An 11,909-nucleotide genomic window follows, 5' to 3' on the forward strand; every position below is an offset into this window, starting at 1 on the left:
TAACCAACGATTAACTGTGTTTCGAGCCATGCCGAAAATAAATAAACCAATACACTAAGCTTAATACTAAACTTAATCCAGCAGGAATAAGGAATGCATTCAATTGTAAATAAGGATGGACAATACTGGCAATGATTCCACCCAGAATAAATCCAAAAAGAATCAATAAATGCAAAGTTATGCGGCGTTTTTCAACCACAAGCCCTCTGAAAAAATAGCCTAATGCTAATCCTAAATCTGTTAATACACCTGAAAGATGCGTGGTACGAATAATTGTACCTTTGTAATGGCTCACCATGGCATTTTGTATACCCATGGCGGCACTTGCCCAAAGTAAGGCGTATTGCGGATGATAGGGAATAAATCCCCAACATAAAAAAATAAAAATACTGACTAGACTCAGCGGTATGCCATATCTGCGACCAAGTTGAAAATGACTATTACCTAAAATATAGCCACTATAGCTTGAACCCAGCACATAACTGATGATAATCAACAGCAGATAAACAACATGACTATATTGCTGATGTACCAGTGCTTGAGCAAACAAACTGGCATTACCTGTCATATGAGAGATCGATTGGTGTAGAACCGTGATTAAGCCCAATACATTAATTATGCCTGCATTGACTGCAAGCATAAAAGCACCAAGCTGAATCCAGGCTGGTAAATATTGAAGAGGCATAATTCCTTCTTTTCTTCATACTTTTGGCAAATTACCTTTTTGAGAGGTCAATTGCTGCGGTAAATATAACGTCAGTAGATGAATTTAATGCAGTTTCTGTTGAATCTTGCAATACACTGATGACCATCCCAATCGCCACCACTTGCATCGCGATTTCTGAAGGAATCCCAAACAAACCACATGCAATTGGAATCAGTAGCAAAGAACCACTGGCAACACCTGAAGCACCACATGCAGATAAAACAGATACAATACATAAGATAACCATGGTGACAATATCAACATGAATATTAAGGGTATGTACTGCTGCAAGAGAGAGTACCGTAATCGTTACTGCTGCGCCAGCCATGTTGATTGTCGCACCTAAAGGAATCGCAACGTTGGCAGTGGTATCATTTACACCCAAACGTTTCGCCAAATCAAGATTGACTGGAATATTGGCAGCAGAACTACGGGTAAAGAATGCAGTAATTCCACTTTCTCTTAAGCATTTGAGTACCAATGGGTATGGGTTTTTACGCATCACAATACCCACGATCAATGGATTGATCACTAACGCAACAAACAGCATTGTTCCCACAAGGACTGCAATCAAATGTGCATAGTTTTTTAGCGTTTCCAAACCAGCTTGTGCAAAAGTAGCGACCACTAAACCAAAAATACCGACTGGCGCAAATGAAATCACAATACGAATAATACTGTTAACTGCATCTGCTACATCTGTAATCACTTGTTTTGTGGTTTCCGAACCATGACGAAGTGCAGCACCTAGACCAACAGCCCAAGCGAGAATACCAATAAAATTGGCTTCATGTAGTGCTGTGATTGGGTTGGTAATAAAACTCAGCAGTAAATTTTTTAATACTTCAGCCACACTTCCTGGTGGTTGTAAAGCTGCTTCACTGGCATGCGTGAAAATGAGTGTACTTGGGAATAAGGTACTAATAATTATTGCGCTGATCGCAGCCAATAACATTCCGATGGCATATAAAATCAGAATAGGTCTTAAATTGCTTGCACCGCCACCCACTTTAAAATTAGCAATTGAAGCGAGAACCAATACAAATACCAGAATCGGTGCAATAGATTTTAATGCTTTAATAAAAAGCTCGCCTAAAATATTGAAATATCCGGCTGAATTTGGAAATAAATACGCAACTAAAAAACCAAGAATGATGGCAATAAGAATACGTGTAACTAAACTTAAACGTGCTAGGGCAGCAAACATATTGAACCTTTTTGCCTAAACTGGTCTAAAATCAATGAACAAGCCGGCTATTCTATACCTAAACGCGAAAACTTAAATACCACATTTTCACCATAAAAATTAAGATATTAAAAAATATATAGCTTTTTCAGCAATCATATTAAAAATTGTTGATAAATTAAATGATTTTTTATCTGAAAGTTTGAGCATCTAAGGCATGCATTGCTTGGTAATGCGTCAAATAGACTGTCCCACTCAGTTCATTGATTAAATTCGACTGTTTTAAACGATCCATAACTGGACCTTTAATCTCAGTAAAATGCATCTGAATTTTTAAATTCTTTAATTCATTATTGATTTCTTCCAGTGTTTCTAAAGCACTTGCATCAATATTGCTGATACTTGAACAATTAATCACAACATGATGCAGTTCAGGATGTTGACTGACTTCAAAAATCACAAATTCTTTTAAAGTATTAGCATTTAAAAAAGTTAAATTCTCATCTATACGGATTGAGACAATATTGGTACTGGTCAGCACTTCATGGCGGGAAATATTACGAAAGTGTTGAGTACCTTCAACTAGACCAATCACAGCGATATGTGGGCGACTGATTCGCCACAATAACAAAATAAATGTCGAAATAATGCCGATGATTAGACCTGTAGAAATGTCGATACACAACACGCCAAAAAAGGTCACCCACATTGCAAGACCATCTGCTTTTGAATAGCGCCAAGTTTCAATAAACGGCTTAAAATCGACTAACTTCCAAATTGAAACCATAATGGTTGCTGCAAGAATTGCCAGAGGCAACTCTTTAAATAATCCTGTAAGATATAAACTGACAATAACAATAAAAATAGATGATAAAACTCCAGCCATCGGTGTTTTTGCACCAGCATCTGCATTGACTACAGTACGGGATAAGCTACCCGTCACAGGAAATGCCGAGGTAACACCAGCACTAAAATTGGCAAGACCTAAGGCTATAAGCTCTTGATTGCTATTTAATTCACTACGTTGTTGAAAGGCAGTTGTCTGAGCTATGGATATAGATTCTACAAAACTGACCATTGTAATCATGGCTGCACCAGGCAGAAGCTGAATCACTAAATCCCAGTTCCAGTAAGGCATGGCAAACGGTGGAAATCCTGAAGGAATTTCACCGACAGTTTTAATTCCATATTGATCTATATGTAAAAAATGAATCAATGCAATTGAAATAAAAACCAATATAAGAGGGAGTGCCTTGATCCAAAATTGTACAGAAGTTGAAAAGGTATGGCAGATTTTTGACTTCAAAAGGTTTGGCATATAGAGCAAAAACAGTGTTGCAGCGATACCAAAAACTAAAGTTTCAATACTGGTAAATCGAAGATATTGCCAAGCACTTTGGATAAACTCAACAATATTTCCTGATTTTAGTGGAATATCCAACATAAACTTCACTTGGCTAAGTGCAATCAACACAGCAGAGGCGATAATAAAACTTTTAATTACAGGATGGCTGATTAAACGAATTAAAAAACCAAACCTAAAAATGCCAAGTAATGTCGAAAGTATGCCGACTAAAATTGCCAATAAGCATGCGGCTTGAATATAAACAGGTGATCCAACCTCATACAAAGGTTCAAGTGTTGCAAAGGTCATCATCGAAATCAGTGCAACAGGACCAATGGACAAAGTTGGGCTTCCGCCAACGATGGCGTAGATGATCATCGGTAAAATACTGGCATATAACCCCGTGACTGGAGGCAAGCCTGCAACCATTGCATATGCCATTCCTTGTGGAACTAGCATGGCAATAACGATTAAAGCGGCGAGTAAATCGGCTCGAAAATTAGGAACAGTATAGTCTTGTAACCATTGCCAAGCAGGAAGCATTTTACTAAATTGCAATCTAGGAGTAGCCATTGGATTTTTAATATCACATTTTCATATATATTATGCAGAAAAAATGCTAAGAAAAATAGCGACAATAAGTGCTTAAGAGATAAGTTTCTGTTTTTATTTTTAAAATTATAGAAAAAGTTTAAATTTTAGGACAGTAAAGGTCATACAGCATTTTTAAAACAGTGGTGAGTTTGTCATCTTTAATCGAATAATAAATCTGTTTTCCATCTCTACGTGTCGCAACCACATCACTTTTACGTAACATCATTAATTGTTGTGAGAGTGTTGGTTGATTAATTTGAGTATGTTCTTCAATTTGTGAAACATTCAACTCTTGTTGAGCCAAATGACACAAAATGAGTAAACGATCAGTATTAGCCAAAGATTTTAGGATTGTAACAACTGATGAGGCAGAGTCACGCATAACATCAATTTTAAGATCATTGGGCATAAAACGGTTCCATCATGGTTTGGCTTAGTATAACTGTGTCCAAGCATGTCGCATGGGTTCGAACATATGTTTTTTCGTGAATTTCTAAATCAATTTTATAAATATATACATGTTGATATTTATACAATATTTAGCCGCATTTTGACATGTATGAAAGATGTTGAATAAATAGACAAAAAAACGTCTTATGTTATGATAACGAAAACAACGCAAATAGACTGGGGATTTTTCCATGAGTCAATTTACAGTCATGAAAACTTCATTACGTGAAGAAGCAACTATTCCAATGCTTGCTATTGATGCATTTCATGATGCATTTAGGCAGGCAAGTTTGTCTGATGCGGGTGTCACCTATGTTAAAGATCGACAACTTGTTCAACAATTGCATGGTGAAGTCACCGTTATTCAAGATTTATCTACAGCATATATATTACCTAAATTAAAACGTAGTGTTTTAAAGCGTAAAAAGAAACAAGAGGTCTTGGCATAATTTTTACATGCGACCACCACGAATAAGAATGTTTGCTGGTCCGAATGGATCAGGTAAAAGTACCATCAAAGACTATTTAGCTCCGAATCAAATTGGAGCGTATTTAAATGCAGATGAACTGGAAAAACAGTTGCTTGCTACTCAGCAACTCTGTTTAAGTGATTACCATGCAGCTTTATCAGCTCCAGCCTTATTGACGTTTTTAAAACAAAATAAACGTAAAAGAAATGAAACATTAGTACCTCTATTATTCACTCAACCTAAAATCATACATGATCAAGTGATTGTTTTTGAATTAGATGAAATAGATTCATATCTTTGTGCGCGCATCATTGATTTTATTCGAATGGAGTTTTTAAAGCTCAAAATAAGCTTTACATTTGAAACAGTGATGTCACATGCCAGTAAAGTCGAATTCTTAGGTGAAGCAAAACGTCAAGGGTTCAAAACATATTTATATTATGTTGCGACAGTAGATCCTAAAATAAATATTGCACGGGTGAAGTATCGTGTTTATGCCGGTGGACATGATGTTCCAGAACACAAGATCTATGAACGATACTATCGCAGTTTAGATTTATTGATGCCTGCTATTGAGGTTTCTGATCGCGCATATATTTTTGATAATTCAAGTGATGGTGAAAAAGCTTCTTTTATTGCTGAAATTGAGAATGCCGAAGTATTAAAATTAAATCCAGCTGTCCATTATTTTCCCAAATGGTTTGTTGATAAAGTATTGAATGAATTTAAGGAAGAATGATTCTGTATTCAATTTTTCATTCAAAGATCTGTCAATGTATCAGCGAGTTATGAGTTGGTCTAGTCAAACTCATAGCGCTTAATTTTTAAAATTTATATTATTCATGGGTTTGCAGAAAATTTTATATCGATATACAACAATGATATTGAATAAATTAGCAAAACATATATTATAAAAACATATATTGTTTGGGTTTAAAATGATGCATGACTTTATCCTTGCTTTCATTGGTGGCACTTTACTTGGGCTGGCTGTTGTCGGCTATTTATTGGTGAATGGTCGTATTGCGGGTATTAGTGGTTTAGTTGCACAAGTATTAGACCCTAAAACCCTGTTAAAAACGCCTGCATTATGGTTTTTATTAGGTTTGTTGATTACGCCATTTTTTTATAATTCTATGGTTCATCCACAAATTGAAATGATGACTACAGATCCAATTTTATTGATCATTGCAGGTCTTTTGGTTGGATTTGGTACGCGACTGGGTTCAGGCTGTACCAGTGGACACGGTATTTGTGGGATTAGTCGCTTATCTAAACGCTCATTCGTTGCAACCTGTACTTTTATGCTGGCAGGATTCATGACTGTTTATGTGATGCGTCATGTGTTGGGAGCATGAACATGAAAAATATATTTGCTTTTGTTTTTGGTGGTTTATTTGCAATTGGTCTCATGCTTTCAGGCATGTCGAATCCTGCAAAAGTGATTGGTTTTTTAGATATATTTGGTCATTGGGACCCAAGTTTGGCTTTTGTCATGATCGGCGCGATCATGGTCGCATTTTTACCATTTCAGAAGGTGAAACGTCAGCCAGTCACTTTATTTAATGAAAAAATTGACTTACCGATCAATACGAAAATCGATACAAAGTTGATCCTCGGCGCTGTGCTTTTTGGAATAGGATGGGGAATCGCAGGTATATGTCCAGCTCCTGCATTTACTTTGATCGGCGCAGGTGTTTATCCCGCACTGTACTTTATTATCGCAATGTTGGCTGGTGTCCTTATTCACCGTAAGGTTGTAGGAGTGTAGTGGGTGATGAATCCAATTGTTCAAGATTTTTTTGATGAAAACAGCAATACGTTCAGTTATGTTGTGACTGATCCAATAAGCAAATGTTGTGCAATTATTGACAGTGTATTGGATTATGATGCAGCATCAGCGACCACCAGCACCACGCATGCAGATCAAATCATTGAATATATTCAACAACATCAACTTTGTGTTGAGTGGATTTTGGAAACACATGTACATGCTGATCATTTAACGGCTTCACAATACTTAAAGCAAAAGCTTGGTGGACGAATTGCAATGAGTGAAAAGATTGCTATCGTACAGGATACTTTTAGCCAAATTTATCATCTCGATATAAAGGCATTAAACGCTCATCAGTCATTTGATCATTTATTTAAAGATCATGAAGTTTTTAAAATAGGTCAATTAGAGGCTTATAATATTCCGACACCTGGTCATACTCCTGCATGTTTAACCTATGTGATCGGAGATGCGGCATTTGTTGGTGATACATTGTTTATGCCAGATTATGGTACTGCTCGTTGTGACTTTCCAAAAGGTAGTGCGGCACAACTTTATGATTCTGTCATGCAGATTTTTAAATTAGTTGATGATACTCGCATTTTTTTATGCCATGACTATCTTTCTGAGTCACGTACAGACTATGCTTGCCAAACGGATCTTAAAACTCAACGCCAAGAAAATATTCATATCCATAGTGGTGTCACAAAACTGGCATTTATTCATATGCGTGAACAGCGTGATGCTAGCTTATCCATGCCTAAATTGATTCTTCCTGCGATCCAAATCAATATGGATGCAGGGAAATTTCCTGAAGCTGAAAGTAACGGGGTTCGATACTTGAAGTTGCCGCTAAATTATTTTAAATAATAAAAAAGTGATTTTAAACAATAGTCAATTGTCCCAAATATTATCCGACAAACTTCAATTGATTATTGTGAATAAACATGTCAGTGTTAATCTGATGAAGATAAATTAGAAAAATAGTAGACAATAATTTAAACATAGATTTTATTGATAAATTTGTCTATAATTTTGCACTCTTTTATTATAAATGTGACTTGATTCAATTTATTTTCTGATAAATGAAAGGGTTAACATTTCTGTTAATGATTGCAAAATAAACATGTGGCTAAAATATATCATCTAGAAAAAGAGTTTATATTGAATTTGCACTGATATTATAGGATTAATCTATGGCTGGCGCACATTTACCTTATGATCGAAATATAAATCAGGTGGGTTCGTCTCGGAATTCTATAAAGCCGCAGTGTGTGCAAATTTCAAATGAAGTTAAGTTTGCCTTAGACCAAGTTCCACATTTAATTTGGATGACTAAATTTGGTGAAGGCTATTGTAATACTGCTTTAAAACAATATTTCGGAATTGATCATAATGAGATTGACGCTCATCAATGGATGGAGTTTTTACATCCAGAAGATAGAGCGCTGATGCAAAACATTTGGATGAAAGCATACAAAACAGGTCAACGTTTTGAACAAGAATGCCGTATCCGACGCCATGATGGTAAATATCAATGGTTTTTATTGAACGCACAAAGTGCGTTATATCAAAAGCAATATTTTGATTGGACAATCACATGTAGCAATATTCATGAACGCCTTTCAAAATTACAGGAAACTCAACAATTATTAAAAGCCAATACTGACATGCTCGATGCGAGTGTTGACTGTATCAAAATCATTAGCCCAGATGGTTATGTTTTACACATGAATAAATCGGGCAGTCTCGCACTACTCGGACAAGAAAAAGTCACAAGTTTTGGTATGGAATGGTTGGGATTGTTGCCCCCTGAAGTGCGTGAGCAAGGTAAAAAAGCAATCAAAGAAGCGGCTAAAGGAAAAAATGCCCGATTTGCTGGAAAGAGTATTTTAAATAATGTCACCATGTATTGGGACAATATATTGACGCCTATTGTCAATGCACAAGGGCAAACGACCAGTATTTTGTGTGTATCAAGAGATATTACGAAACAACGCATTGCTGAAGAAAAGCTACGATTAAACAGTGAATTTGATGAAATGACGAGTTTGATGAACCGTCGTGTATTCAAAAAAAGGCTAAAATCTTCGATCAGTAAAGCCCGAGATTCCCGTGGAAAAATTGGATTATTGTTACTTGACCTCGATCATTTTAAGCACATTAATGATACTTTAGGGCATTCAGCAGGGGATCATTTACTCAAAGTTTTATCGAAACGACTAGCCAATTGTCTTGATGAACATGCCTATATTGCGAGACTGGGTGGGGATGAGTTTGCTGTAGTGGTTGAAAATGTAGAAAACAATCAAAAAATTGAAACAGTCTCAAAAAAATTATTAAAACAATTAGAAGCGCCAATTACTTATACTGGTAAGTTATTAAACGGCGGTATGAGTATTGGTGGAGCAATTTACCCTGATGATGCTAAAGATGGATCGGGTCTTTTAAAATGTGCCGATACAGCATTGAATGACTTAAAAGAGCGTGGGCGTGGTGGTGTGCGTATGTTTGGGGCTGATATGTTGGAGACTGCACAACGTAAAGCTAAACAATTACATACTGCACGATACATGATACGAAGTAATCAGGTTGAGGCATTTTACCAGCCTAAAGTAAAACTTGATGATTGTTCAATTATTGGCTTTGAAGCATTATTGCGGTGGCGAGATGTAGAAGGAGAGGTCTATTCCCCCTCTACCGTAGCAGAGGCGTTTAATGATTTTGAATTGGCCACCAAAATCAGTGAAATTATGCATGATCGTATTTTTACCGATATGTCGCATTGGATGAACCTAGATTTAAAGGTTGTTCCCATTTCGATTAATGCATCGCCTGTAGAGTTTATGCGAGATAATTATGCCGAAACTTTATTAAAACGACTGACGAACTATGCAATTCCGGCACATTTGATTGAAATTGAAATAACGGAGCATGTACTTGCAGATCGTGGTTATGAATATGTGGTTCGGGCATTAAAAAAACTTAAACATGCAGGGGTTCGTATTGCTTTAGATGATTTTGGGACAGGGCATTCCTCAATGTCACATATCCGAGATTATCCAGTAGATAGCCTCAAGATCGACTATAATTTTGTCAATCGTATGCATGAGGAGGATTCAATCAAGGCGATCGTCGAAGGAATTGCCAAGCTTGGTCCAATTTTATCTTTAGATATTGTCGCTGAAGGAATTGAAACCACACAACAATTGGACAGTTTAATCGCGATAGGGTGCAAATTCGGTCAAGGTTTCTTATTTAGCCAAGCGATCAACGCAGATCAAGTACAAAAAATGTTAGGCAAACAGATTCTCGTTTCGCCAGACATATATCATTAAATGCATATTTAATTTAGTTTATTCAGCGCATTTATATAAAATCAAAATATTTTTAAAAAGAGCTTGAAAAGTCATGGCACAGCGAGTATTGTGAATTCAAGATAGATTTTTATGAACGACATAAAGATGTTAAAGCAACCTGTAATCGCTACTTCTTATTATTTTTGGCAATTCTTTAGATAGTTGCCTGAAGTCGTTCGGGCACTGAAATGGTTGCCCATCAAAGTTAATACCTGATCGGCAACCCTGATCAGGTTTTTTTATGCTTATATATTAACCTTTTAAGATAGATTGATTGAATTTAAAGTTTTGGAGAATGTCATGATGAAATTTAACGCTGTATATTTTAGCAACTTTTATTGGTTTTACTTTGGTCAAATGAACAATTTGATTGCCCATTTGAATAGATCCCATACGCTCAAATAAAAGTTAGGACTGAGTGAGAGTCCAAAGGAATACATTATGAATGCTCTAAATATCGCTTTACAACAAAATCAAACGATAGAAACTCAGTTAGCTTTGCCTTATGAGTTAAAAGAAAAATTCCCATTACAACATAAACTTGCTTTTCAAGTTGCTGAACAACGTCAAACAATTCAAAACATTCTCAATGGTTTAGATCATCGTTTACTTGTGATCACAGGTCCATGCTCAATTCATGATGAAAAATCTGCACTTGAATATGCAGATCGTTTAATTCAACTCCAAGAAAAAGTTTCAGATCATATTTTTTTAGTGATGCGTGCATATATTGAAAAGCCACGTACAACAGTGGGCTGGAAAGGTTTTTTATACGACCCAAATTTAGACGGGTCTGCCAATATGCAACTGGGTTTAGAGAAGTCACGCCAACTTTATTTACAAATTATTGAAAAAGGTTTACCGATTGCCAGCGAAATTTTAAGCCCGATGGCAACAGCTTATTTTGATGATTTGTTGGCTTGGGGTGCGATTGGTGCTCGTACCAGTGAGTCACAAATTCACCGTGAAATTTCAAGTTACATGCCTTTCAGTATCGGCTTCAAAAATGGTACAGATGGTTCGATTCAAATTGCTTTAGATGCAATCCAATCTGCAAGCCATGCTCATCAATTTCTTGCCATGAGCCAAAAAGGTACACCGTGTATTGTACATAGTCAGGGCAATCCTTTGGCGCATATCATCTTGCGTGGTTCTAACAAAGGAACCAATTATGATGCTGCATCGATTCAGCAGATTCGCCATCAACATCAAGGAAAATTGCCTGCGCTGGTGATTGACTGTAGTCATGGTAACAGCAGTAAAGATCCTTTAAAGCAACCGTTGGTTTTACAGCAAATTATTGAAGAAAGACATTTAACTCATGTTCGTGGTGTGATGTTGGAAAGTCATTTGGTTGATGGCAATCAAAAAATTTCTTGTGATATGACCTATGGTCAATCTGTTACGGATGGCTGTTTAGGTTGGAGCAAAACTGAGCAGTTGCTTTTAGATGTGGCTGAACAACTTTCTGAAAAGACTTTGGCGTGTTTGGCTTAATAAGTTGTAGAACTGTACTAATTTTCGATATGAAATTAAAAAGACCAGAATATTCTGGTCTTTTATTGCTACGGTTAAAATTTGAAAATTAAAGCCCTGCTTCATATTCAGTGTTACTGAGTAACTTTTCAACATCAGCAATATTGTCTGGTTTAATCTTATAAATCCAACCTTTGCCATATGGGTCATCATTGACAAAATCTGGATCATCTTCAAGCGCGGTATTTACTTCGACCACTTCACCTGAGACAGGAGCATGAATATCAGAAGCAGTTTTCACTGATTCAACGACACCAGCCTGAGCACCAGCAGTTACACGGCGACCTACTTCTGGAGCTTCAACATAAACAAGGTCCCCCAAAGCATCTTGAGCATGGTCTGAAATACCGGTAATCACGAGATCCCCCTCAATTTTTACCCATTCATGTGTTGCTGCATACTTCAAATCAGAAGGATGATTCATAATGACTCCATTAATCCATTTATTTTTGCCACGAGTTATACCGTTTTTTTAAACAAAACAAAAAG

The 11,909-nt window shown here is 36.5% G+C and carries 12 protein-coding genes; 7 read left to right on the forward strand and 5 right to left on the reverse strand.

Translation table 11 applies throughout. The features are described 5' to 3' along the window. Positions 1–10: 10 nt before the first annotated feature. The 4 genes from TOL5_RS10295 to TOL5_RS10310 all read right to left on the reverse strand — a co-directional run bounded on the left by TOL5_RS10295 (position 11) and on the right by TOL5_RS10310 (position 4,240). Positions 11–685, reverse strand: coding sequence for a YoaK family protein (locus TOL5_RS10295; protein WP_042088718.1), 675 nt, complete (start codon positions 683–685; stop codon positions 11–13). A 31-nt stretch (positions 686–716) separates the two neighbouring features. Continuing rightward, the gene (gene sstT, locus TOL5_RS10300; RefSeq protein WP_005031697.1) at positions 717–1,913 is read right to left on the reverse strand and encodes a serine/threonine transporter SstT; all 1,197 of its coding nucleotides are present in this window, start codon (positions 1,911–1,913) and stop codon (positions 717–719) included. A 169-nt stretch (positions 1,914–2,082) separates the two neighbouring features. Then, positions 2,083–3,810, reverse strand: coding sequence for a SulP family inorganic anion transporter (locus tag TOL5_RS10305; protein WP_221260702.1), 1,728 nt, complete (start codon positions 3,808–3,810; stop codon positions 2,083–2,085). Positions 3,811–3,928: 118 nt separating this feature from the next. Continuing rightward, on the reverse strand, positions 3,929–4,240 hold the full coding sequence (locus TOL5_RS10310; protein WP_004830638.1) for an ArsR/SmtB family transcription factor: 312 nt from the start codon (positions 4,238–4,240) through the stop codon (positions 3,929–3,931). 232 nt (positions 4,241–4,472) lie between these two features. Here TOL5_RS10310 and TOL5_RS10315 point away from each other — a divergent pair, with 232 nt between their 5' ends. From TOL5_RS10315 to TOL5_RS10345, 7 genes are all read left to right on the forward strand, one after another. Beyond that, on the forward strand, positions 4,473–4,730 hold the full coding sequence (locus tag TOL5_RS10315; protein ID WP_009586913.1) for a hypothetical protein: 258 nt from the start codon (positions 4,473–4,475) through the stop codon (positions 4,728–4,730). Positions 4,731–4,737: 7 nt separating this feature from the next. Further along, entirely contained in the window at positions 4,738–5,490 is a 753-nt protein-coding gene (locus tag TOL5_RS10320) for a zeta toxin (protein WP_121774402.1), read from the forward strand. A 202-nt stretch (positions 5,491–5,692) separates the two neighbouring features. Then, positions 5,693–6,109 (forward strand): YeeE/YedE family protein, encoded by a 417-nt coding sequence (locus tag TOL5_RS10325; protein WP_034708834.1) that lies wholly within the window; start codon positions 5,693–5,695, stop codon positions 6,107–6,109. A 2-nt stretch (positions 6,110–6,111) separates the two neighbouring features. Beyond that, positions 6,112–6,522: a DUF6691 family protein gene (locus tag TOL5_RS10330; protein ID WP_005031691.1), complete on the forward strand. Its 411-nt coding sequence runs from the start codon at positions 6,112–6,114 to the stop codon at positions 6,520–6,522. A gap of 6 nt (positions 6,523–6,528) precedes the next feature. Continuing rightward, positions 6,529–7,395: an MBL fold metallo-hydrolase gene (locus TOL5_RS10335; protein WP_100885289.1), complete on the forward strand. Its 867-nt coding sequence runs from the start codon at positions 6,529–6,531 to the stop codon at positions 7,393–7,395. A 326-nt stretch (positions 7,396–7,721) separates the two neighbouring features. Continuing rightward, the gene (locus tag TOL5_RS10340; protein WP_221260703.1) at positions 7,722–9,863 is read left to right on the forward strand and encodes an EAL and GGDEF domain-containing protein; all 2,142 of its coding nucleotides are present in this window, start codon (positions 7,722–7,724) and stop codon (positions 9,861–9,863) included. Between the two features lie 462 nt (positions 9,864–10,325). Further along, complete coding sequence (locus tag TOL5_RS10345; protein ID WP_121774400.1) at positions 10,326–11,381, forward strand: 3-deoxy-7-phosphoheptulonate synthase; 1,056 nt, start codon at positions 10,326–10,328, stop codon at positions 11,379–11,381. A gap of 88 nt (positions 11,382–11,469) precedes the next feature. Here the strand turns inward: TOL5_RS10345 and gcvH are convergent, their stop codons facing one another. Beyond that, the gene (gcvH, locus tag TOL5_RS10350) at positions 11,470–11,844 is read right to left on the reverse strand and encodes a glycine cleavage system protein GcvH (RefSeq protein ID WP_042088724.1); all 375 of its coding nucleotides are present in this window, start codon (positions 11,842–11,844) and stop codon (positions 11,470–11,472) included. Between the last annotated feature and the right edge of the window lie 65 nt (positions 11,845–11,909).

Source organism: Acinetobacter sp. Tol 5 (assembly GCF_019702905.1).
Classification (GTDB): Bacteria; Pseudomonadota; Gammaproteobacteria; order Pseudomonadales; family Moraxellaceae; genus Acinetobacter; species Acinetobacter bereziniae.

What these genes read in the sequence shown, in the direction of transcription:
- TOL5_RS10295 (WP_042088718.1), bottom strand. Translation starts at nt 685, where the DNA reads ATGCCTCTTCAATATTTACCAGCCTGGATTCAGCTTGGTGCTTTTATG.
- sstT (WP_005031697.1), bottom strand. Translation starts at nt 1,913, where the DNA reads ATGTTTGCTGCCCTAGCACGTTTAAGTTTAGTTACACGTATTCTTATT.
- TOL5_RS10305 (WP_221260702.1), bottom strand. Translation starts at nt 3,810, where the DNA reads ATGGCTACTCCTAGATTGCAATTTAGTAAAATGCTTCCTGCTTGGCAA.
- TOL5_RS10310 (WP_004830638.1), bottom strand. Translation starts at nt 4,240, where the DNA reads ATGCCCAATGATCTTAAAATTGATGTTATGCGTGACTCTGCCTCATCA.
- TOL5_RS10315 (WP_009586913.1), top strand. Translation starts at nt 4,473, where the DNA reads ATGAGTCAATTTACAGTCATGAAAACTTCATTACGTGAAGAAGCAACT.
- TOL5_RS10320 (WP_121774402.1), top strand. Translation starts at nt 4,738, where the DNA reads ATGCGACCACCACGAATAAGAATGTTTGCTGGTCCGAATGGATCAGGT.
- TOL5_RS10325 (WP_034708834.1), top strand. Translation starts at nt 5,693, where the DNA reads ATGCATGACTTTATCCTTGCTTTCATTGGTGGCACTTTACTTGGGCTG.
- TOL5_RS10330 (WP_005031691.1), top strand. Translation starts at nt 6,112, where the DNA reads ATGAAAAATATATTTGCTTTTGTTTTTGGTGGTTTATTTGCAATTGGT.
- TOL5_RS10335 (WP_100885289.1), top strand. Translation starts at nt 6,529, where the DNA reads ATGAATCCAATTGTTCAAGATTTTTTTGATGAAAACAGCAATACGTTC.
- TOL5_RS10340 (WP_221260703.1), top strand. Translation starts at nt 7,722, where the DNA reads ATGGCTGGCGCACATTTACCTTATGATCGAAATATAAATCAGGTGGGT.
- TOL5_RS10345 (WP_121774400.1), top strand. Translation starts at nt 10,326, where the DNA reads ATGAATGCTCTAAATATCGCTTTACAACAAAATCAAACGATAGAAACT.
- gcvH (WP_042088724.1), bottom strand. Translation starts at nt 11,844, where the DNA reads ATGAATCATCCTTCTGATTTGAAGTATGCAGCAACACATGAATGGGTA.